The following is a 19,603-nucleotide window of genomic DNA, read 5'->3' as shown; positions in this document are numbered from 1 at the left end:
TATGAGCGCTGCAACTCCTTCTCCGTCCGCAGGTTCCTCCCCTACCGAGCGCCGGGTCTCGGCTCGCGTCGGTTCCATCTCCGAGTCCGCGACCCTCGCCGTCGACGCCAAGGCCAAGGCCCTGAAGGCCGCCGGGCGTCCGGTGATCGGCTTCGGCGCCGGTGAGCCCGACTTCCCGACGCCCGACTATGTCGTCGAGGCGGCCATCGAGGCGTGCAAGAACCCGAAGTTCCACCGCTACACGCCGGCCGGCGGTCTGCCCGAGCTGAAGGCGGCGATCGCCGCGAAGACGCTGCGCGACTCCGGCTACGAGGTCGACGCCTCGCAGATCCTGGTGACCAACGGCGGCAAGCAGGCCATCTACGAGGCGTTCGCCGCGATCCTCGACCCGGGTGACGAGGTCATCGTCCCGGCTCCGTACTGGACGACGTACCCGGAGTCGATCCGGCTCGCGGGCGGTGTGCCGGTGGAGGTCGTGGCGGACGAGACGACCGGGTACCGGGTCTCCGTCGAGCAGTTGGAGGCCGCGCGCACCGAGCGGACGAAGGTCGTGCTCTTCGTCTCGCCGTCGAACCCGACGGGCGCCGTGTACAGCGAGGCCGACGCGGAGGCCATCGGCCGCTGGGCCGTCGAGCACGGCCTGTGGGTCATGACGGACGAGATCTACGAGCACCTCGTCTACGGCGACGCGACGTTCACCTCGCTGCCCGCGATCCTGCCGGAGCTGCGCGACAAGTGCATCGTGGTCAACGGTGTCGCCAAGACGTACGCGATGACCGGCTGGCGGGTGGGCTGGATCATCGGCCCGAAGGACGTCGTGAAGGCGGCGACGAACCTCCAGTCGCACGCCACCTCGAACGTCTCCAACGTGGCGCAGGCCGCCGCGCTCGCCGCCGTCTCCGGTGACCTGACCGCCGTGGAGAAGATGCGCGAGGCCTTCGACCGGCGCCGCAAGACGATCGTGCGGATGCTCAACGAGATCGACGGCGTCGTCTGCCCGGAGCCCGAGGGCGCGTTCTACGCGTACCCGTCCGTGAAGGGGCTGCTCGGCAAGGAGATCCGCGGCAAGCGCCCGCAGGACTCCGTCGAGCTGGCGGCGCTCATCCTGGAGGAGGCCGAGGTCGCGGTGGTGCCGGGCGAGGCCTTCGGCACACCGGGTTACCTGCGGCTCTCCTACGCCCTCGGTGACGAGGACCTCGTCGAGGGTGTCTCCCGCATCCAGAAGCTGCTGGCCGAGGCGCAGGACTGAGTCGTACGCCGTCGCCGGACGGGCCGCCTCTTTTGAAGAGGCGGCCCGTTTCTTCGTTCGGAGGGGGACCCGAAGGGGGAAAGGCGCTACCGGTACTACAGGTGTGTACGGCAGGATCTTGGGATGGAGCGTGTACCTCGTGACGTACGGCAGTTGCCGAAGGCCCATCTGCATCTGCATTTCACCGGGTCGATGCGGCCCACGACCCTGCTCGAACTGGCCGACAAGTACGGGGTGCGCCTGCCCGACGCGCTGACCGGCGCCGAGCCGCCGAAGTTGCGGGCCACGGACGAGCGCGGCTGGTTCCGCTTCCAGCGGCTCTACGACGCGGCGCGCTCCTGCCTGCGGGCTCCCGAGGACATCCGGCGCCTGGTGCGGGAGGCCGCGGAGGAGGACATCGCGGACGGGTCCGGCTGGCTGGAGATCCAGGTCGATCCGACGTCGTACGCGCCCCGGCTCGGCGGTCTGATCGCGGCCATGGAGGTCATCCTGGACGCCGTCGACAGCGCCTCGCGGGAGACGGGGCTCGGGATGCGGGTGCTCGTCGCCGCCAACCGCATGAAGCACCCGCTGGACGCCCGCACCCTGGCGCGGCTCGCGGTGCGCTACGCGGACCGGGGCATCGTCGGGTTCGGGCTCTCCAACGACGAGCGGCGCGGGATGGCACGGGACTTCGACCGGGCCTTCCACATCGCGCGCGAGGGCGGGCTGCTGTCCGCGCCGCACGGCGGTGAGCTGACCGGTCCGGCGTCCGTGCGGGACTGCCTGGACGACCTGGACGCCACCCGCATCGGCCACGGGGTGCGGGCCGCCGAGGACCCGCGGCTGCTCAAGCGGCTCGCGGACCGGCAGGTGACCTGTGAGGTGTGCCCGGCCTCGAACGTGGCGCTCGGGGTCTACGAGAAGCCCGAGGACGTGCCGCTGCGCACCCTCTTCGAGGCCGGGGTGCCGATGGCGCTCGGCGCCGACGACCCGCTCCTCTTCGGCTCGCGCCTGGCCGCCCAGTACGACATCGCCCGCCGCCACCACGACTTCTCCGACGCCGAACTGGCCGAGCTGGCCCGCCAGTCGGTGCGCGGCTCGGCCGCCCCCGTGGACGTCAAGGAGAAGCTGCTGAGCGGCATCGACGAGTGGCTGGCCTGATCCTCGCCCTCGTACGGCGATACGGCGATACTCACCCACCACCTGACGCCGACCTGGAGGTACGCCATGAGGCTCACGGTTTTCGGTGCTACGGGTGGCATCGGGCGGGAGATCGTCCGGCAGGCCCTGGGGGCGGGTCACGAGGTCACGGCGGTGGTGCGGGACCCGGCCCGGTTCCGCGCCACCGGCGAGCGCCTGGAGGTGTTCCGGGGCGATCTGAGCGACCCCGGGTCGCTGCGCCCCGCGGTCGCCGGCCGCGACGCCGTGCTCTCGGGGCTCGGCGCCCGCGGGCGCGCGGAGGCCGCGACGGGGATCGCGACGGAGCTGACCCGGTCGGTCCTGGCGGCGATGGAGGCGGAGAGCGTGCGCCGCCTGGTGGTGGTCAGCGCGGGCCCGGTGGGCCCCCAGCCCGCGGACTCGCCCTTGGCCGACCGGCCTGGTGCTGAAGGTGATCGGCTCGCTCCTGAAAGGCGTCTACGTCGATCTGGCCGCCATGGAGCGTGAGGTGGCGTCCAGCGCGACGGACTGGACCTCGGTGCGGCCCCCGCGCCTCCAGGACAAGCCGCTGACAGGCTCGTACCGGAAGGCCGTTGGTGGCTTCCCGCGCGCGGGACGCTTCATTTCCCGCGCGGACGTGGCCCACGCGATGCTCGCCGCGGTGGACGACCCGGCGACGGTCAAGCAGGGCGTGGGGGTCGCCTACTGAACGGTGCCCTCGTCGGTAGGCCGCAAGGTCGCCCGGCGCAGTTCCCTGGTGGTCCGGGCCGGCGTCGCACGGTCGAGGGAACCGGTGACGCCGCTCATCACCACGCCCATGCTGCCCTTGTCGAACCAGGTGCAGACGCCCAGCCTGCCGCCCCCCGGCCGGTACGACGCGCACTCCATCCGGCCGCCGAGCGGACCCGGGTCGGCGCTCCAGACGTCCTCCGGCCCGCCCCACGGGGCGTCCCCGCTTTCTCCTCGCATGGCCGCGAACAGCTCATCGGGGTCCTCGGCGTGCAGGTCGCCCGTCGCCCCGAGAAGGACGATCCCGATACCGGAACCCTTGTCCCTGTAGAGGCCCGAGAACGGACGCGCGGATGACGGGAACAGGGAATCCGCCCTGGAGGAGTCCAGGTAGTCGCCCATCGGGTCGTCCGCGCTCAACGCGATCCCGTGGAAGGACCGCGGCACCACCGCCACGTAGTGCGGGTACTGCGTCGACCGCACGTACTGCCACCCCACGGACCCGAACACCGACCCCGCCACCATTACGAGCGCCAACGCCAGCGCGGTCCGCTCACGACGCGTCGGGGGCGGGATGTCCGGGGCACCGGGCGCGGGAGCCGCGTACCCGGCGGGCAGCCGCTGCTCGGCTCTGCGGCGGGCCCGCCTCAGCAGGGACCGCTCCATCCTCACCGGGACGCTCACGACCAGCCCGCACAGGCAGTACTGCCAGGGCAGGCCGAGCGCGGGCACGGTCGGCAGCCAGGCGGCCACGGCCGCACACAGCACGAGCGCTGTCCGGTACGGGTGCCGCAGCATCGTGGCGATGAGCCTCCGGTGCCTCTTGGGCTCGGCCAGCGCGGCCAGCGTCTCGGCGCGGACGGCGAGGCGGCGGTCGTGCGGCCAGGCGTCGGCGGCCTCCCTGGCCTGCCCGGCGGCGGCGTCGAGGGGGGCGCCATTGGTCAGCGCCGCCCTGACGTCATGGCGCTGGACGTACCCGGGGGACGGCGTCCGGCGCCCGGTGGAGCCCCCGGCCACCACCTCGCCGATCCGCAGCGCCTGCGGTGAATCGGGGGCCAGCTCCCGCAGCCGGTCCGCAGCCCGCCGCCCGCGCGCTACGCGCCCCGGTCGCTCCATGAGGTCACCGGCGAGCCCGAACTCGGCGTACGCGGCGAGCAGGTCCAGATCGTCCGGGAAGGCGTCGAGCCCGGCCCGGTAGGCGCGCTCCGCCGCGGCGTCGTGATCGTCGTCGTCCTCGGCCTCGTGAGCCCGGCCGAGGACCGCGTAGAGACCCGCGTGCGGGCCGTGCTCGTCGAGGGCCTTGTGCGCCTCGGCCCGGGCGCGCGCCGGCTCGCCCGCCCGCAGCGACGCCTGAGCACGTTCGTGTGCGGGCAGCACGGACTGCCCGTCGTTCCCCTGCATGTGTGGTCCCCACCCCTGATGTGCGTGTCGATCGTCTCGACGCCGCCACTATCAGGGGCAAAGACCGCTCGGGTCAATGAGTCATTGCAGCTCAGAGGCGTACGCCGACGGTCACCGGCTCATTGACCAGCGTCACCCCGAACGCCTCGCGGACGCCCGCCACGACCTCGCGGGCCAGGGCGAGCAGGTCCTCGGTGGTCGCCTGGCCGCGGTTGGTGAGGGCGAGGGTGTGCTTCGTGGAGATGCGGGCCGGGCCGGTGCCGTAGCCCTTGGTGAACCCCGCCTTGTCGATGAGCCAGGCCGCCGAGGTCTTGGTCAGGCCGTCCCCCGCCGGGAACGCGGGCGCCTTCACGTCCGGGCCGAGACGCTCGGCCACGCGCGCGTGGAAGGCGGCGAACTCCGCCTCCGTGAGGATCGGGTTGGTGAAGAACGAACCGGCCGACCAGGTGTCGTGGTCCTCGGGGTCGAGCACCATGCCCTTCCCGGAGCGCAGCTTCAGGACGGTCTCCCGCGCGGTCGCGGCCGGGACCCGGTCGCCCGCCTCGACCCCGAGGGTGCGGGCCGTCTCGGGGTACTTGATCGGAGCGCTGAGACCGCCCGCGTCCTCCAGCTCGAAGCGCACCCGCAGCACCACATAGCGGTCGGGTTCGGCCTTGAAGCGGCTGTGGCGGTACGAGAAGGCGCACTCGGCGTTGGCGAGCGTGACCGTCTCACCCGCCGTGCGGTCGTAGGCGACGACCTCGGTGATGGTGGCGGACACCTCCTGGCCGTAGGCGCCCACGTTCTGGATCGGTGTCGCGCCCGCGGAGCCGGGGATCCCGGCGAGGCACTCGATGCCCGCGAGGCCCGCCTCGACGGTGCGCTCCACGGCGTCGGTCCACACCTCGCCCGCCGCCAGCTCAAGCTTCGTGCCGTCGAGTTCGAAGCCCTTGGTGGCGATGCGCAGGGCGGTGCCCGCGAAGCCCTGGTCGCCGATGACGAGGTTGCTGCCACCGCCGATGATCAGCAGCGGGGTGCCGGCGGCGTCGGCCTCGCGCACCGCTTCGACGACCTCGGCATCGGTCGTCGCGGTGAGCAGCCGGGTGGCGGGGCCGCCGAGCCGGAAGGTGGTCAGGGGGGCGAGGGGGGCGTCGTGGAGTTCCTGCACGCGCTCCAGAGTACGAGAACGGCCCCGCCGACAGGGCGGGGCCGTCACTTGGCGGGCATCACGAGAAGCGCCGCTGGACGTCCTTCCAGTCGAGCGGCAGGTCGTCGGTGGACACCTGCCAGGTGCGATACGTGACGTCCCGCATCTGGGCACGCAGTCCGGCAGCGACCGGCGCGTGCGGCGCGGAGGCCGCGTACTCCTTGAGGGCGTCCGCCGACTCCCAGGCGGAGAGGGTCCAGAAGGTGCGCTTGAAGGGCGTTGCCCGCAAGGTGGCCCCGTAGGCACCACGGGCGCGGCCCACCTGGCGCCAGATCGTGGGGGTCCGGAGCAGGAACTTCAGCGCGCCCCCCAAGGTGCGGGTCTCGAAGCGGGAGGCGAAGACAACGGCCTCCGCGCGCGTGGGCGGGGTGTTCGGGACGGTCCAGGGCAGGGTCGGCATGGTGGTGCTCCCTTCCGGTGCGTACGTAGCTGGTGCGTGCGCAGGTAACTGGTGCGTGAGTGGTGCGTGCGCGATCGGTGCATACGGACTGGCGCCTCGGGCGTCAGGCGTTTTCCAGGACAGGGGCGGGGCATTCGTCCGGCACCGTGTCCGTCGTGGACCGCAGCCGCGGGATGAACAGGGTGGCGACACCGGCCAGGGCCACCGCCGCGGAACCCACCCACAGCGCGGGTTCGATGCCGTTCACGAAGTGCTGCGGGGAGTCGTAGCCGCCGTTGGCCGAGAAGATCGACGCCATGACCGCGACGCCGAGCGCGCCGCCGACCTCGCGCAGGGCGTTGTTGGAGCCGGACGCGATGCCCTGTTCGTGCGGCAGGACGCTGGACATGACCAGGGCGGACGCGGGGGCGAAGTACAGGGACATCCCTATGCCGCTGATGATCAGGGCGGGCAACTGGGCGGCGTAGGAGACGTCGACCGCGATCGTGGCGGCGTAGTACGCGAGTCCGACGGCCTGGAGGAACAGGCCGGTCGCGACGACCGGGCGGCCACCGATCCGGTCGGACAGATATCCGGCGATCGGCGCGACCAGCATCGGCATGCCGGTCCACGGCAGCATGCGCAGGCCCGCCTCGGTCGGCGAGTAGCCGAGCACACCCTGCATGAACTGGCTGAGCAGGAAGATCGAGCCGAACATGCCGAGGAACATCAGCAGACTGGCCGCGTTGATGCCCGTGAAGGCACGGGAACGGAAGAGCCGCATGGGGAGCATGGGGTTCTTGGTGTGGATGCCGTGGTGGACGAACCCGCCGAGCAGTGCGGCGCCCGCGAAGAGGCCGAGCAGGACGACGGGGCTGGACCACCCGTCCATGGGGGCACGCACCAGGGCGTACACGATGCCGAAGAGACCGCCGCTGGCGAGCAGGGTGCCGACGATGTCGAGCCGGGCGCCGGAACCGTAGGACTCGTTCAGGCGCAGCCGGGCGAGGGGCAGCAGGGCCAGGCCCAGCGGGACGTTGAGCCAGAAGATCCAGTGCCAGGAGACGTGCTCGGTGAGGCTGCCGCCGATGAGCGGGCCCGAGGCGACGGCGAGCCCGTTGACCGCGCCCCAGATGCCGTACGCCATTCCCCGCTTGGCCGCCGGGACGGCCGCGGTCAGCAGGGTCAGTGTCAGCGGCATCATGATCGCGGCGCCGACACCCTGCACCGCGCGGGCGGCGATCAGCGACTCGATGCCGGGTGCCAGGGCCGCGGCGGCGGAGGCACCGGTGAACACGCTGAGCCCGACCAGGAAGAGCCGCCTGCGTCCGAACCGGTCGCCCAGCGCGGCGCCGAACATCAGCAGCACGGCGAAGGTGAGCGTGTAGGCGCTGACCGTCCATTCGAGGTCGTCGAGGGCGCCGCCGAGGTCCTTGCGGATGGAGGGCAGGGCGGTGGTGACGACGAGATTGTCGAGGGCCGCCATGAATCCGGCGACGCTGGTGATGACGAGGGCCCAGACCGTTCCCCCGCGCTGTGGTGTGGCTGTTCGCTGTGACATCGCTTCTCCTTGGATCCCTGGTTAGTAATTGATGACTAACTTTTGCGGGGACAGAAGTGCGCACCCCCGTGACACACGCGCTGTAGTACCACTGCGGTCGTCGGCTGCAAGCCGGGCCGCCGACGGCTATCGAGACCGCTACCGCTACCGTTCCGCCTGCCGTTGCACCGAGTCGTAGAAGCCGGTCCAGACCCGGTGGTCGGCCTGGAAACCGAGGGAGACCAGGACATTGACGAGCATCCCGTAGGCGAGGAACTGAGTGGTGTCGCCGACACCCGTGCCCAGCGCGAGCTGGACCGTGTCGTACATCTCCATCCAGCCCGCCCGCAGCGCCTCCCCGAACTCCCGGTCGCCGGCCGACTCCGCGGAGGCCACGGCGACGTACATCTGCATCTGCATGAGCAGCATGTCGGGGTCGTCGGCGATGAGCCCCTGGTACGCCGCCCCCATCGCGTGCAGGGCCTCCTCACCCGATAGCCCCTCGGACGCCTTCCGGAACACCTCGGTGGTCCGCTCGCAGCAACGGCGGGCCGCCGCGAGGAAGATGGCTTCCTTGCCGGGGAAAAGCCGGAAGAGGTACGGCTGCGAGACACCCACACGCTTGGCGATCGCCTCGGTGGACGTCCCTTTGTAGCCGCCGCGGGCGAATTCGATCATCGCCGCGCGGATGACGCTCTCGCGTCGCTCCTCCGCACTCATCCTGACCATGCGAGAAAGTTAGTGGTTGATTACTACCCTCGTCAACCCGCCGACGCGATCGCTTTTCCGCCGCCCTGTGGCCAAGGACACACGTAAGGGACGCCCTCCGGGAGGACGCCCCTTACTCACAGCTACTGATTCCAGGTCGGTCAGACGAGTTGGACGACCGCCCGCGACATGCCGAGCACCTTCTGTCCCGCGCTCATGGCGGTGAGGTCGACCCGGACGCGGTTGTCGTCGAGCTTGGCCGCGACCTTGGCGCTGACCGCGATCTCGGCGCCTTTGTCGTCGTTCGGGACGATGACCGGCTTGGTGAAGCGCACGCCGTACTCGACGACGGCGGCCGGGTCGCCCGCCCAGTCGGTGACGACGCGGATCGCCTCGGCCATGGTGAACATGCCGTGCGCGATCACGTCCGGGAGGCCGACCTCCACCGCGAACTTCTCGTTCCAGTGGATCGGGTTGAAGTCACCGGAGGCGCCCGCGTACTGGACGAGGGTGGCGCGGGACACGGGGAAGGTCTGCGCCGGCAGCTCGGTGCCGACCTCGACCTCCGCGTACTTGATGGTCGTCGCCATGGTCAGGCCTCCCCTGCGGCGCGTGAGACGAGCTTGGTCCAGGCGGTGACGACGTGTTCGCCCGCCGCGTCGTGGACCTCACCGCGGACGTCGATGATGTCGTTGCCCGCGAGGGACTTGATGCCCTCGATCGTGGACGTGACGGTCAACCTGTCGCCCGCGCACACCGGACGCGTATAGGCGAACTTCTGGTCGCCGTGCACGACACGGCTGTAGTCGAGTCCCAGTTCCGGGTCGTGGATGACGTCTCCGGCGGCCTTGAAGGTGATCGCGAACACAAAGGTGGGCGGGGCGATCACGTCGGGGTGGCCGAGCTGTCGCGCGGCCTCCTGGTCGACGTAGGCGGGGTTGGTGTCCCCCACCGCCTCGGCGAACTCGCGGAGCTTCTCCCGGCCGACCTCGTACGGGGCAGTGGGCGGGTAGGTCCGCCCCACGAAGGACTGGTCGAGCGCCATGGACTCGGCACCTCCTGGGTGTGTCAACGACGCGAGGCCGCCCCCTGACGGGGACGGCCTCGTGTACGAGCCTGAAATTATCGCGTTTCGCGGTGCGCGGTGTGCGCATTGCAACGCGGGCAGTGCTTCTTCATCTCCAGTCGGTCCGGGTCGTTACGCCGGTTCTTCTTGGTGATGTAGTTCCGCTCCTTGCACTCCACGCAGGCCAGCGTGATCTTCGGGCGGACGTCGGTGGCAGCCACGTGAGTGCTCCTTGACGAACGGATGGGACAGGGTTATACGCATAAAAGAGTAGCCGATCGAAGGACCGACCCCACAATCGGCTACTGTCAGTAGCGGTGACCGGACTTGAACCGGTGACACAGCGATTATGAGCCGCTTGCTCTACCGACTGAGCTACACCGCTGTGATGCGAGGACCCCTCACCCGAAGGTGAGGGAACTTCACACCAGAGCCCCAATGCGGAATCGAACCGCAGACCTTCTCCTTACCATGGAGACGCTCTACCGACTGAGCTATTGGGGCGAGCGATGAAGACATTACACGGTCGCGCGCCGATCGCCCAAATCCGTTTCGGGTGATCGACACAGGCCCCCCACGGACCCCATCTGTACGACTATTTCGGGTTCCTCGAAGGTGTCCCACCGTCGTCCTAGGCTCGTCCCGTCGCTGCGTGATCTTGCCGCAGCACGAGCCCCGACGAGCCCTCTGGAGCGCGATGCCCGACAGCCCGCCTCAGCAGCCCCCCTCCCCCGGCTCCCCGGACGACGCGTCCGACGGCTCCGGTCTGTTGCTGTGCGGTGCCAGGCTCACCGACGGCAGGACCGTGGACGTGCGGCTGAGCGGCGGACGGATCGAGGCGGTGGGCACGGCAGGCAGCCTGACCGCCCCCACCGCGCGCGTGGACCTCTCCGGGTACCTCCTGCTGCCCGCCCCCGCCGAACCGCACGCGCACGGCGACACCGCGCTGTCCGCGGACTGCGCGGGGCCCGTCTCCCACGACGCCGAGGACGTCCAGCGCCGTGCCACCGAGTCGGCGCTGCTGCAACTGGGGCACGGGGCCACCGCGTTGCGCTCCCATGTGCGGATCGGCGACATGGAGGGCCTCGGATCGATGGAGGCCGCTCTGAAGGCGCGGCGTTCGCTGGTGGGGCTCGTGGATCTGCGGACGGTGGCGATGCCCCGGCTGCTGACCGGGGTCGCCGGGGCGAACGGGCTGGCGATGTTGCGGGACGCGGTGAAGATGGGCGCTTCCGTCGTGGGCGGCTGCCCCGACCTCGACCCCGATCCGACGGGCTATGTGGAGGCGGTGCTCGAACTCGCCGCCGAGCACGGATGCCCGGTGGACCTGCATACGGACGGGGCCGATCCGGCGCGGCTCGGGCGGCTGGCGGCGGCCGCGGGCGGGTTGCGCTCCGGGGTGGCCGTGGGGCCGCTGGGTGGGCTCGGGCGGTTGCAGGGCGAGGTGGCGCGGCGTGCGGTGGACCGGCTGGCGTCGGCCGGGGTGACGGCCGTGTGCCTGCCGCAGAGCGGCTGCTCCGGGGTGGACGGCCGCGGGGTGGCGCCGGTCCGCCTCCTGCGGGCCGCCGGCGTACGGGTGGCTGCGGGCAGCGGGGCGCTGCGGGACCTGTCCAACCCCGTGGGCCGGGGTGATCCACTGGAGGCCGCGTACCTGCTGGCCTCCCGGTACGGGATGCGGGCCGAGGACGCGTACGACGCGGTGAGTTCGGCCGCCAGGGCCGCGCTGGGACTCCCCGAGGTGCGTCTGGAGGCGGGCTTCCCCGCCGAACTGCTCGCGGTGCGCGGGGATCGGCTGGCGGGGGCGCTCTCCCTCGCGTACAGCCGCATCGTGGTGCACCGGGGACGGGTGGTCGCGCGGACCAGCGCGGTGCGCGAGTACTGCGACTCGGCGGCGGCGGTCGCGCTGGACCTGCCACGGCAGGGGCGGGCCGCCAAGTACGAGGGCGGCAACCAGGCTTGAGGATGTGTCCTCCCACGCGCGTGGGAGCGGCGGCGCGTGCGTGGGGGCGTACCCCTTCGGCTGACTCGGAGGGCGGCTTCCTGCGTCGTACGAGGGCACGTGCGCCGCAAGGACCTCGGTTCCGGGGGTGATCGTGAACCGTCGCGGACGTGGTTGCGCGGTGAACCGTGCGCACCCGGCGTACGGTCGGAGGCATGCGCATTGTCATTGCTGGGGGTCATGGTCAGATCGCGTTGCGGCTGGAGCGGGTGCTCTCCGCGCGCGGGGACGAGGTGGCGGGGATCATCCGCAACGCCGCGCAGGGCGACGCCCTGCGCGCGGCCGGTGCGGAGCCCGTCCTGTGCGATCTGGAGTCGGCGTCCGTGGAGGAGGTCGCCGCGCATCTCCAGGGCGCGGACGCGGCCGTCTTCGCGGCGGGCGCGGGCCCGGGCAGCGGCACGGCCCGCAAGGACACCGTGGACCGGGACGCCGCCGTGCTGTTCGCGGACGCGGCGGAGCGGGCCGGGGTGCGCCGGTACGTGGTGGTGTCGTCGATGGGCGCGGACGCCTCGCACAAGGGTGACGACGTCTTCGACGTGTACCTGCGGGCCAAGGGCGCGGCCGACGACGACGTGCGTCGGCGGAGCGGCCTTGACTGGACGATCCTGCGGCCCGGGTCGCTGACGAACGACGCCGGGACCGGTCTCGTCCGCCTGGAGGTCTCCACCGGGCGCGGATCGGTGCCGCGCGACGACGTGGCCGCGGTCATCGCCGAGCTGGTGGACACGCCCGCCACGGCAGGGCTGACCCTCGAACTCGTCTCCGGTTCGGCGCCGGTGCCGGTGGCCGTGAAGTCGGTCGCCGGGAACTGACGCCCGCTCCTCGCCCTCAGAACAGCGGTAGTTGACCGGGCACGTACGGAACGGCGTATCCGTCGAGGGCGTCCTGCACCGCTCCGAGCTGGGCCCTGCGGCGGGAGCCGGGGCAGGAGACCAGCCCTCCCGCCGCGCGGGCCCCCGGAGGGTCGTGCCGGGCGAAGCGGCCGCCGACGACGGCGATGTCGCGCCGGCACTCGGGGCAGGTGCGGCGGCGGGACGCCGAGGGCGTGGATGACGAAGCCATGGGTCAATTCTGCGCCGTGATCGGCGCGTGCACACGAGGGCACGTGCCGCGTTCGTTCCGCAGGGCGGGCGCGGCCTCCTCGGGGCGTTCCCCGGGCGGTGGGGGCGCTCAGTGTCGGCTGGGCACGCCGTTCCCGGCCGGATCCACCGGGTCGGCCGCGACGGCCCGCATCGGCGCCCAGAGCGTCGCCGCGGAGACGAGGGCGACCGTCGCCGAGCCCAGCAGGACGGGCACATTGCCGAGCCATGCGGCCAGTGCCCCGCCGACGAGCGCTCCGACCGGCACGGTCGCCAGGAGCACGGCCTGCACGAGCCCGGCGACACGGCCCTGCATGTCGTCCGGGGCGACCTGTTGCTGCGTCGTCGTCATGGAGATCATCCATACGGTGCCGGAGAGCCCGTACGTCACCTGGTACGCGAGCAGCAGTGCGAGCGCCGGGCCGAGCGAGGCGGCCGGGATCAGGAACACGGCGGCGCCCGCCACGAGGCCGCACACCTGGGTGGCCCGCCACAGTCCCGTGGTGCGGGCGAAGCGACCGGCGAGGAACGCGCCCGCGACCGTGGCCGCGCTGTAGACGGCGTAGGTCACACCTAACTGGGGTGCTGACAGGCCGAGTTCGCTGGCCGCATAGAAGACGTAGAGGGCGGTGGCGGCGCCGCTGCCCAGGTTGAGGCCCGCGCCGGACAGGACCATGCGGCGCAGTCGGGGCTGGGCGCGAACGACGGCGAGGCCCGAACGCAGGGCGTCCAGGGGAGACGTGGCGCCTTGCTTCTCGCGGAGGTTCAACCCGGCGGGCAGGGCGAGGACGAGGAGCGTCTCCACGGCGTAGGCCGCGCTGCCCGCGAGGAGGGCGGGGGCGGGGCCGAGGAGCCCGACGAGGATGCCGCCGAGCGCCGGGCCGCCGATCTGCCCGCTCGTCCGGGCCGCTGTCAGCGCGGAGTTGGCGCCGAGCAGGCGGGCGGGCGCGACGACGCGGGGCAGCGCTGCCTGGAGCGCCACGGAGAGCGTGAACGTCAGGGCGCCGCAGACGACGGCTACGACGTACAGATGTCCGCTGGTCAGGTGCCCGGCAGTGGCCGCGAGCGGGACCGAGCCGACGACGAGGGCCTGCGCGGCGGTGACTGTGACGAGCAGGTTCCGCAGCCGTACGCGGTCGACGAGGACACCGGCGAGAGGGCTGAGCAGGGCGCCGGGGAGGTAGGTCAGCGCGAGCAACGCGGCCGTCCCGAACGGGCCCGTGCCCAGGTCGGTCACGGCCAGCAGCGCCAGGGCGAGCGTGGTGATCTGCCGCCCCAGCGAACTGGCGATCTGCTCCCCGCAGAGCAGGACGAACGGGCGGTGCCGCCACAGCGAGGTGCCGTCGGCGGCGACCGTGGTCACCCGTCAGATTCCCGTGCAGGGCACGGGCCAGCGCCGTAGTCGGGGCGGCAGCGCCACCGCCCAGCCGTCGACGATCAGCGCGAGCCGTTCGGCCGCCAGCAGTTCCGCGGCCTCTTGGTGGACGGGGGCGAGCGCGGCGAGGGGCATCGCTTCGTGCAGCGCGTCGAAGGCGGCCAGCAGATCGGGGTGGTCGAGGGTGAACCTGGCCGACGCGGGGCGTTCCCTGCGGTCCATGACCGTGATGAAGCCGGGGCCTCTTCGGTGGTAGAGCATCCCGTAGGCATGGTCCGCCCGCCATATCGTCAACTCAGGCGGTTCACCGGGCTGTTCGGCGGGAGGGGGCAGGTGGCGCAGGACGCGGAGGTCGTACGTGCCTGGTGTGGGTCTTGGCACCTCTGGCCTGGGGTTATACGTATCAGGCCCCGGGGCGGGGACGGGCAGGACGGCGTCATACGTAACACTCAGTCCGCGGCTCAGGCACTCGCGCAGGAACTGGACCGCCCGGGTGGCGGTGGGCCCGTCTCCGCACAGGTGCAGCGGTTCGCTCACGTGGACGTCGCTGCCGGTGCGGCGGTGGGCGACGGTGGCGGGCAGGGCGGGTGCGGCGGTCGTGGGCGCGGGGATCGTGGGCGCGGAGGCCGGGGAGTCCGCGGGGCGCGTGGCGGGGCTGGTGTCGCCGGGCGGGGCGGTCATCGGGCCACCGCCTCGGGTACGGGCCCTTCCGCGGGACTCGCGCCTGTTTCGCGGTCGACGCGGATCGGCACGCTCCGGGTCGGCAGGGAGACGTACGTGCGGCCGTCTCGAAAGAGCAGGCCGAGGGCGAGGGCTTCGCCGAGCCACTCCCTCACCTCCCCGGCGGAGACCTCGTACCGGTCGGCGGTCAGTTTCCGGTGGAGGGCGGTTTCGGTGCGGCCGTCCTCCAGGTGGCGCAGGGCGGCGGCCTGCCAGCCGCTGAACCAATAGGTGCGCGGGGGCCAGCCCTGGCGCCGGTCGCGCACCAGGAGGGCGCTCCCGTCCGCGGCGCCCTCCCCGCCCGGGCCGTCTTTGCCCGCCGTCTCCATGACGAGGGTGGAGTCGGCGTGGCCGGCCCGCCACTGCGCGACGGCGTGCAGGAGCCGGGCCTCGGTCTCCCCGCCGATACCGGCGTCCTCGGTGTCGAACAGGTAGACCAGGTCGGCCAGTTCGTCCTCGGGGAGTTCGTAGACGTGGTGGTACATCTCGGCAGGTCGGCGCTTGCCGAAGCCGAGGGCGGGGTTGGTGAAGTGCGGGCTGAACCGCTCCAGTTGGATGCGGTGGGCGCCGCCGGGCGGCTGGAGGTGGACGAGCGCCGGCATCTGGTCGAGGACGGAGGCGTAGTCCTGGTCGCTTTCACCCGGGAAGCCGTACAGGTAGTTCCAGGTGCAGGTGATGGCGTGGTTGTCGAACTCGCGCAGGGTACGGATGTTGCGGGCTCCGGTGACGCCCTTGTCCATGAGGTCGAGAACGCGGTCGCTGAGGCTCTCGATGCCGGGTTGGAGCAGGACCGCCCCGGCCGCGCTCAGCAAGGCGATCTGTTCGCGGCTGAGGTTGGACTTCACTTCGTAGTGCATCCGCAGGTCCCAGCCGCTCTCGGCGGCGCGCGGCAGGAAGTCCTTGAAGTACGCCATGTCGATGATGTTGTCGACGGTGACGACGTCGAGGATGCGGTGGCGGCGCACCAGCCGGTCGATCTCGCTCCACAGCCGCTCGCCCGGCTTGGCGCGGAAGGCCATGGCGGTGCCGTTGAGACCGCAGAAGGTGCAGTGGTGCTTCTCGCCCCACCAGCAGCCGCGGGCGCCTTCGACGACCAGTTTCGGATACACGTACTCGATGACCGGGGACGCCTCGACCTCCGCCTGCCACTGGTCGTAGTCGGGCGAGGGGATGTCGGCGGGGGCCACCGTGCGGCGGGTCTCGGTGTTGGCGCGCGAGACGCGGGACACCCCGGAACCGTCCCACCAGCACAGACCCGGTACGTCGTCGGGCGGCGTGCCTCTGTCCAGATGGGCCAGGAGGGCCGGGAAGGCGTACTCGCCTTCTCCGCGCACCACGTGGTCGACGTAGGGGTGGTTGCGGTGCAGTGCGTGTCCCATGGGGCCGTCGCAGTTGCTGCCGCCGAAGACGACGGTCAGGTCCGGGCGGCGGTGTTTGAGCGCACGGGCGAGGGCGAGTGAGGGCACGTTCTGCATGAAGGTGCTGGTGAACCCGACGACGTCCGGGGCGTGGGCCAGCACGTCGTCGGCGCACCGGTCGATGTAGTCGGCGGCGTGCGCGCGCATCTCGGAGACGGTGTCGAGGGTGTCGGCGCACAACGCGCGCTCGCGCGCGTACGCGTGCAGCTTCGCCACGCCCCAGTTCTCGTCCTCGTAGAGCACGCCGGAGAAGACCCAGTCGCCCAGTCCATGGAAGATCGAGTCGCTGCCGATCGCCTCGTAGTCACCAGGGCGCAGCCGGCCGTCCGAGCGGGCGAGCAGGAACTCCGCCCAGCGCAGTGAGCCGTGGAACTCGCGGACCTCGTCGCCGGGTCGGACCTGCCGCAGCAACTGGTGCAACAGGCCCACCTGGAGGGAGGGCAGATCGATCGGATGCCAGGGCATGGTCACCAACTGAACGCGCATGCCGCCCTCTTTTTGCTCGTCCTGCTCTTCCCGGTGGCTCAGCGAGTCGGTTCAGCGGGTCGGCCGCTTCTCCATGATGGCGGGCCTGCGGTTGGTGCGCTCTTCCTCACGGATCACGGTCTTCTTGATCTCCATGGCTGCCTCCCCCTCGACCCTGCGGACTCGAACACCCGTGTGCAATACGGCGGTTCACCCTAGAGCTGCACCATGCGTCACACAAGGGTGCTGCTTACACGGGTGGGGAGGGAGGGGTGTGCGGCCGGCTGTCGACGCCGTAGCGCAGGGAGGGGTTATCACGCGCCGCGCCCCGGGACCGCTCCAGCCGCCCGCACACGGCCGCCAACGCCCCCGCTACCCGCCAGGGCGCCGCGTCTGCTGCCGGGGCCCCTCTCGCGCGTCCTGGGCGCCGTCCTGGGTGGCCCGGACACGACGAAGCCCCCTCCGGAATCCGGAGGGGGCTTCACCCAAGTGTGGCGGCGCCAGGATTCGAACCTGGGAAGGCTGAGCCGGCAGATTTACAGTCTGCTCCCTTTGGCCGCTCGGGCACACCGCCTTGGGTTCGCTGCCCCGGGCCCCGCTCGGTGGCGGTGCTCGCTGGCAACGACGTAAACAATACCTGATGCACAGGGGTGCTTCGCCACCCGATTGATCGGCGGTGGGGCGCGGGGCGGTGGCTAGGCTTTGCACGCGGCGCAATGCCTCGGTGCGCGCCCGACCAGAACCCGATCGGACACCGATCAACCCCCGATACAAGGAGCCACAGGACATGGCCGACTCCAGTTTCGACATCGTCTCGAAGGTCGAGCGGCAGGAGGTCGACAACGCCCTCAACCAGGCCGCCAAGGAAATCTCGCAGCGCTACGACTTCAAGAACGTGGGCGCCTCCATCTCCTGGTCCGGCGAGAAGATCCTGATGGAGGCCAACTCCGAGGAGCGGGTCAAGGCCATCCTCGACGTCTTCCAGTCCAAGCTGGTCAAGCGCGGTATCTCGCTGAAGTCGCTGGACGCCGGCGAGCCGCAGCTCTCCGGCAAGGAGTACAAGATCTTCGCCTCCATCGAGGAAGGCATCTCGCAGGAGAACGCCAAGAAGGTGGCGAAGATCATCCGCGACGAGGGTCCCAAGGGCGTCAAGGCCCAGGTGCAGGGTGAGGAGCTGCGGGTCAGCTCCAAGAGCCGTGACGACCTCCAGGCCGTGCAGGCGCTGCTCAAGGGCAAGGACTTTGACTTCGCACTGCAGTTCGTGAACTACCGGTAGGTCTGCCGAAGAGGCACCGCACGGCTGGGTGGGCGGCCTACTGGTAGGCGCGCCCCTGGGGCCTGTGCGGTCGTCTGCGCGCAGGGAGGGGCGGTGCCCGGTCCGGGCACCGCCCCTCCCTGCTGTGGGCCTGTCTCAGCGGCGGCTGCGCGAGTCGCCGAAGAAGATGCGGTAGACGATCAGCAGGACGAGCGCGCCTCCGATCGCGGAGACCCAGGTGGCCGTGTCGTAGAAGTCCTTGGTGATGGGACGGTCGAGCCAGCGGGACGATATCCAGCCACCGATGAAAGCTCCCGCGACGCCTATGAGCGTGGTGCCGATCAGGCCGCCCGGGTCGCGGCCCGGGAGCAGCAGCTTGGCGACGGCACCGGCGAGCAGCCCGAGGATGATCCAACTGATGATGCCCATGCCGTGTTCTGCCCCTCTGTCGTACCGACCCGCACGCGAGCTCGCTCGCGGCGATGTTGCTCAGAAGGACGCGGTCGAGCGGGCGGTGGTTGCGCTGACCTGGGAGCGTGGCGCGCGGAGGGTGCTGTCAGCGCGCCGCGAACGGCTGGTCCGTGGAGACGATGTCGCGGCCCAGGGGCATCAGCGACACAGGGATCAGCTTGAAGTTGGCGATGCCGAACGGGATGCCGATGATCGTGACGCACAGGGCGATGCCGGTGAAGATGTGGGCCAGCGCCAGCCACCATCCGGCGAGAATCAGCCACAGCACGTTGCCCACGCAGGACGGCGCTCCCGCGTCCCTGCGCTCGACCGTCGTGTAGCCGAAGGGCCACAGCGCGTAGACGCCGATCCTGAACGCCGCCACGCCGAACGGGATGCCGATGATCGTGATGCACAGCAGCAGGCCCGCGAGCACATAGCCGAGGAACAGCCAGAAGCCGCTCAGGACCAGCCAGATGATGTTCAGGATTGTCTTCACTGTCGGCGACCTGCCATCTGCTCGAGCCGGGCGATCCGCTCCGCCATCGGCGGGTGCGTGGAGAACATCTTCGACATTCCCTGGCCCGGGCGGAATGGGTTGGCGATCATCATGTGGCTCGCCGTCTCGATACGCGGCTCGGGCGGCAGGGGGAGCTGCTTCGTCCCGGCGTCGAGCTTGCGCAGGGCACCGGCCAGGGCCAGCGGGTCCCCGGTCAACTGGGCGCCCGAGGCATCGGCCTCGTACTCGCGGGAGCGGCTGATGGCGAGCTGGATGAGGGAGGCGGCGAGCGGGCCCAGGATCATGACCAGCAGCATCCCGAAGATGCCGGGGCCCTCGTCGTCGTTCGAGCGGCCCACGGGGATCAGCCACGCGAAGTTGACCAGGAACATGATCACGGAGGCGAGGGCTCCGGCGACCGACGAGATCAGGATGTCGCGGTTGTAGACGTGGCTGAGCTCGTGGCCGATGACGCCGCGCAGCTCCCGCTCGTCCAGGAGGCGCAGGATCCCCTCGGTGCAGCACACCGCCGCATTGCGTGGGTTGCGGCCCGTCGCGAACGCGTTCGGCGCCTCGGTCGGGGAGATGTACAGGCGGGGCATGGGCTGGCGGGCCTGGGTGGAGAGCTCGCGGACCATGCGGTAGAGCGCGGGCGCCTCGAACTCGCTGACCGGGCGGGCCCGCATCGCGCGCAGGGCCAGCTTGTCGCTGTTCCAGTACGCGTACGCGTTCGTCCCGATCGCGATGACGAGTCCGATGACAAGCCCCGTACGGCCGAAAAAGCTGCCGATGACGAGGATGAGGGCGGACAGTCCCCCGAGGAGTACTGCTGTCTTCAACCCGTTGTGCCGGCGGTGCACGGTACGCCCTCCTGGTGGTGCGGCAGGGGAACCCACTGCTTGCTTGCTCGCTGCTTCCACTGGGCCTGTACCCGCAATTCGGTGC

At 71.1% G+C, this 19,603-nt stretch carries 21 protein-coding genes, 3 tRNA genes and 1 pseudogene; 6 read left to right on the top strand and 19 right to left on the bottom strand.

Annotated features, from left to right (window positions below; translation table 11 throughout):
• Position 1 precedes the first annotated feature (1 nt).
• The 3 genes and pseudogenes from ACIRF8_RS01880 to ACIRF8_RS01870 all read left to right on the top strand — a co-directional run bounded on the left by ACIRF8_RS01880 (position 2) and on the right by ACIRF8_RS01870 (position 3,098).
• Complete coding sequence (locus ACIRF8_RS01880) at positions 2 to 1,249, top strand: pyridoxal phosphate-dependent aminotransferase (protein WP_404209858.1); 1,248 nt, start codon at positions 2 to 4, stop codon at positions 1,247 to 1,249.
• A gap of 123 nt (positions 1,250 to 1,372) precedes the next feature.
• Positions 1,373 to 2,392, top strand: a complete 1,020-nt coding sequence (locus ACIRF8_RS01875) for an adenosine deaminase (RefSeq protein ID WP_404209856.1) — start codon at positions 1,373 to 1,375, stop codon at positions 2,390 to 2,392.
• 66 nt (positions 2,393 to 2,458) lie between these two features.
• Positions 2,459 to 3,098 (top strand): annotated as a pseudogene (locus ACIRF8_RS01870) (NAD(P)-dependent oxidoreductase).
• Here ACIRF8_RS01870 and ACIRF8_RS01865 read toward each other — a convergent pair.
• The 10 genes from ACIRF8_RS01865 to ACIRF8_RS01820 all read right to left on the bottom strand — a co-directional run bounded on the left by ACIRF8_RS01865 (position 3,092) and on the right by ACIRF8_RS01820 (position 9,902).
• The gene (locus tag ACIRF8_RS01865) at positions 3,092 to 4,519 is read right to left on the bottom strand and encodes a tetratricopeptide repeat protein (protein WP_404209854.1); all 1,428 of its coding nucleotides are present in this window, start codon (positions 4,517 to 4,519) and stop codon (positions 3,092 to 3,094) included. The pseudogene ACIRF8_RS01870 and the gene ACIRF8_RS01865 overlap by 7 nt on opposite strands.
• Before the next feature lie 91 nt (positions 4,520 to 4,610).
• Positions 4,611 to 5,714 (bottom strand): UDP-N-acetylmuramate dehydrogenase, encoded by a 1,104-nt coding sequence (locus ACIRF8_RS01860; protein ID WP_404209852.1) that lies wholly within the window; start codon positions 5,712 to 5,714, stop codon positions 4,611 to 4,613.
• Positions 5,715 to 5,724: 10 nt separating this feature from the next.
• Entirely contained in the window at positions 5,725 to 6,105 is a 381-nt protein-coding gene (locus ACIRF8_RS01855; RefSeq protein WP_404209850.1) for a DUF3291 domain-containing protein, read from the bottom strand.
• Between the two features lie 103 nt (positions 6,106 to 6,208).
• Positions 6,209 to 7,645: an MFS transporter gene (locus ACIRF8_RS01850; protein WP_404209848.1), complete on the bottom strand. Its 1,437-nt coding sequence runs from the start codon at positions 7,643 to 7,645 to the stop codon at positions 6,209 to 6,211.
• A gap of 144 nt (positions 7,646 to 7,789) precedes the next feature.
• Positions 7,790 to 8,353 (bottom strand): TetR/AcrR family transcriptional regulator, encoded by a 564-nt coding sequence (locus ACIRF8_RS01845; protein ID WP_404209846.1) that lies wholly within the window; start codon positions 8,351 to 8,353, stop codon positions 7,790 to 7,792.
• A 140-nt stretch (positions 8,354 to 8,493) separates the two neighbouring features.
• Positions 8,494 to 8,922: a MaoC family dehydratase gene (locus tag ACIRF8_RS01840; RefSeq protein WP_404209844.1), complete on the bottom strand. Its 429-nt coding sequence runs from the start codon at positions 8,920 to 8,922 to the stop codon at positions 8,494 to 8,496.
• Positions 8,923 to 8,924: 2 nt separating this feature from the next.
• Positions 8,925 to 9,377: a MaoC family dehydratase N-terminal domain-containing protein gene (locus tag ACIRF8_RS01835; protein WP_404209842.1), complete on the bottom strand. Its 453-nt coding sequence runs from the start codon at positions 9,375 to 9,377 to the stop codon at positions 8,925 to 8,927.
• Positions 9,378 to 9,454: 77 nt separating this feature from the next.
• Positions 9,455 to 9,619 (bottom strand): 50S ribosomal protein L33, encoded by a 165-nt coding sequence (gene rpmG / locus ACIRF8_RS01830; RefSeq protein ID WP_004571794.1) that lies wholly within the window; start codon positions 9,617 to 9,619, stop codon positions 9,455 to 9,457.
• A 91-nt stretch (positions 9,620 to 9,710) separates the two neighbouring features.
• Positions 9,711 to 9,783 (bottom strand) — tRNA-Met (locus ACIRF8_RS01825).
• 46 nt (positions 9,784 to 9,829) lie between these two features.
• Positions 9,830 to 9,902 (bottom strand) — tRNA-Thr (locus ACIRF8_RS01820).
• Between the two features lie 193 nt (positions 9,903 to 10,095).
• Between ACIRF8_RS01820 and ACIRF8_RS01815 the strand changes: the two genes are divergently transcribed.
• Positions 10,096 to 11,358 (top strand): amidohydrolase family protein, encoded by a 1,263-nt coding sequence (locus tag ACIRF8_RS01815; protein WP_404209840.1) that lies wholly within the window; start codon positions 10,096 to 10,098, stop codon positions 11,356 to 11,358.
• Between the two features lie 194 nt (positions 11,359 to 11,552).
• Positions 11,553 to 12,209 (top strand): SDR family oxidoreductase, encoded by a 657-nt coding sequence (locus ACIRF8_RS01810; protein WP_404209838.1) that lies wholly within the window; start codon positions 11,553 to 11,555, stop codon positions 12,207 to 12,209.
• Between the two features lie 16 nt (positions 12,210 to 12,225).
• On the opposite strand, the gene ACIRF8_RS01805 is transcribed toward ACIRF8_RS01810, so the two are convergent.
• From ACIRF8_RS01805 to ACIRF8_RS01780, 6 genes are all read right to left on the bottom strand, one after another.
• Entirely contained in the window at positions 12,226 to 12,459 is a 234-nt protein-coding gene (locus tag ACIRF8_RS01805; protein ID WP_404209836.1) for a hypothetical protein, read from the bottom strand.
• A 108-nt stretch (positions 12,460 to 12,567) separates the two neighbouring features.
• The gene (locus ACIRF8_RS01800; RefSeq protein WP_404209834.1) at positions 12,568 to 13,839 is read right to left on the bottom strand and encodes an MFS transporter; all 1,272 of its coding nucleotides are present in this window, start codon (positions 13,837 to 13,839) and stop codon (positions 12,568 to 12,570) included.
• A 3-nt stretch (positions 13,840 to 13,842) separates the two neighbouring features.
• Entirely contained in the window at positions 13,843 to 14,532 is a 690-nt protein-coding gene (locus tag ACIRF8_RS01795) for a DUF5825 family protein (protein WP_404209832.1), read from the bottom strand.
• Entirely contained in the window at positions 14,529 to 16,475 is a 1,947-nt protein-coding gene (locus ACIRF8_RS01790; protein WP_404209831.1) for a RiPP maturation radical SAM C-methyltransferase, read from the bottom strand. The genes ACIRF8_RS01795 and ACIRF8_RS01790 overlap by 4 nt, the downstream gene beginning before the upstream one ends.
• Before the next feature lie 51 nt (positions 16,476 to 16,526).
• Entirely contained in the window at positions 16,527 to 16,655 is a 129-nt protein-coding gene (locus ACIRF8_RS01785) for a hypothetical protein (protein ID WP_404209830.1), read from the bottom strand.
• Positions 16,656 to 16,946: 291 nt separating this feature from the next.
• Positions 16,947 to 17,028 (bottom strand) — tRNA-Tyr (locus tag ACIRF8_RS01780).
• A gap of 213 nt (positions 17,029 to 17,241) precedes the next feature.
• Between ACIRF8_RS01780 and ACIRF8_RS01775 the strand changes: the two genes are divergently transcribed.
• Positions 17,242 to 17,730 carry a YajQ family cyclic di-GMP-binding protein gene (locus ACIRF8_RS01775; RefSeq protein WP_404209828.1) on the top strand — a complete coding sequence of 163 codons (489 nt, stop codon included), beginning with the start codon at positions 17,242 to 17,244 and terminating at the stop codon, positions 17,728 to 17,730.
• A 135-nt stretch (positions 17,731 to 17,865) separates the two neighbouring features.
• On the opposite strand, the gene ACIRF8_RS01770 is transcribed toward ACIRF8_RS01775, so the two are convergent.
• The 3 genes from ACIRF8_RS01770 to htpX form a co-directional block, all read right to left on the bottom strand.
• The gene (locus ACIRF8_RS01770; RefSeq protein ID WP_404209826.1) at positions 17,866 to 18,138 is read right to left on the bottom strand and encodes a GlsB/YeaQ/YmgE family stress response membrane protein; all 273 of its coding nucleotides are present in this window, start codon (positions 18,136 to 18,138) and stop codon (positions 17,866 to 17,868) included.
• A gap of 127 nt (positions 18,139 to 18,265) precedes the next feature.
• On the bottom strand, positions 18,266 to 18,658 hold the full coding sequence (locus ACIRF8_RS01765; RefSeq protein WP_404209824.1) for a YccF domain-containing protein: 393 nt from the start codon (positions 18,656 to 18,658) through the stop codon (positions 18,266 to 18,268).
• Complete coding sequence (gene htpX, locus ACIRF8_RS01760) at positions 18,655 to 19,518, bottom strand: zinc metalloprotease HtpX (RefSeq protein ID WP_404209822.1); 864 nt, start codon at positions 19,516 to 19,518, stop codon at positions 18,655 to 18,657. The genes ACIRF8_RS01765 and htpX overlap by 4 nt, the downstream gene beginning before the upstream one ends.
• Positions 19,519 to 19,603 lie beyond the last annotated feature (85 nt).

The sequence above is a fragment of the Streptomyces sp. NPDC102406 genome, from assembly GCF_044765725.1.
Classification (GTDB): domain Bacteria; phylum Actinomycetota; class Actinomycetes; order Streptomycetales; family Streptomycetaceae; genus Streptomyces.
Note: the sequence above shows the minus strand (reverse complement) of the source record. Positions and strands in the feature narration are given on the sequence as shown.

Excerpts from the sequence above, each read along its gene's own strand:
- ACIRF8_RS01880 (WP_404209858.1), top strand. The coding sequence starts at position 2 with ATGAGCGCTGCAACTCCTTCTCCGTCCGCAGGTTCCTCCCCTACCGAG.
- ACIRF8_RS01810 (WP_404209838.1), top strand. The coding sequence starts at position 11,553 with ATGCGCATTGTCATTGCTGGGGGTCATGGTCAGATCGCGTTGCGGCTG.
- ACIRF8_RS01805 (WP_404209836.1), bottom strand. The coding sequence starts at position 12,459 with ATGGCTTCGTCATCCACGCCCTCGGCGTCCCGCCGCCGCACCTGCCCC.
- ACIRF8_RS01855 (WP_404209850.1), bottom strand. The coding sequence starts at position 6,105 with ATGCCGACCCTGCCCTGGACCGTCCCGAACACCCCGCCCACGCGCGCG.
- ACIRF8_RS01850 (WP_404209848.1), bottom strand. The coding sequence starts at position 7,645 with ATGTCACAGCGAACAGCCACACCACAGCGCGGGGGAACGGTCTGGGCC.
- ACIRF8_RS01770 (WP_404209826.1), bottom strand. The coding sequence starts at position 18,138 with ATGGGCATCATCAGTTGGATCATCCTCGGGCTGCTCGCCGGTGCCGTC.
- ACIRF8_RS01865 (WP_404209854.1), bottom strand. The coding sequence starts at position 4,519 with ATGCAGGGGAACGACGGGCAGTCCGTGCTGCCCGCACACGAACGTGCT.
- ACIRF8_RS01775 (WP_404209828.1), top strand. The coding sequence starts at position 17,242 with ATGGCCGACTCCAGTTTCGACATCGTCTCGAAGGTCGAGCGGCAGGAG.
- ACIRF8_RS01840 (WP_404209844.1), bottom strand. The coding sequence starts at position 8,922 with ATGGCGACGACCATCAAGTACGCGGAGGTCGAGGTCGGCACCGAGCTG.
- ACIRF8_RS01875 (WP_404209856.1), top strand. The coding sequence starts at position 1,373 with ATGGAGCGTGTACCTCGTGACGTACGGCAGTTGCCGAAGGCCCATCTG.
- ACIRF8_RS01845 (WP_404209846.1), bottom strand. The coding sequence starts at position 8,353 with ATGGTCAGGATGAGTGCGGAGGAGCGACGCGAGAGCGTCATCCGCGCG.
- ACIRF8_RS01790 (WP_404209831.1), bottom strand. The coding sequence starts at position 16,475 with ATGCGCGTTCAGTTGGTGACCATGCCCTGGCATCCGATCGATCTGCCC.
- ACIRF8_RS01835 (WP_404209842.1), bottom strand. The coding sequence starts at position 9,377 with ATGGCGCTCGACCAGTCCTTCGTGGGGCGGACCTACCCGCCCACTGCC.
- ACIRF8_RS01795 (WP_404209832.1), bottom strand. The coding sequence starts at position 14,532 with ATGACCGCCCCGCCCGGCGACACCAGCCCCGCCACGCGCCCCGCGGAC.
- ACIRF8_RS01815 (WP_404209840.1), top strand. The coding sequence starts at position 10,096 with ATGCCCGACAGCCCGCCTCAGCAGCCCCCCTCCCCCGGCTCCCCGGAC.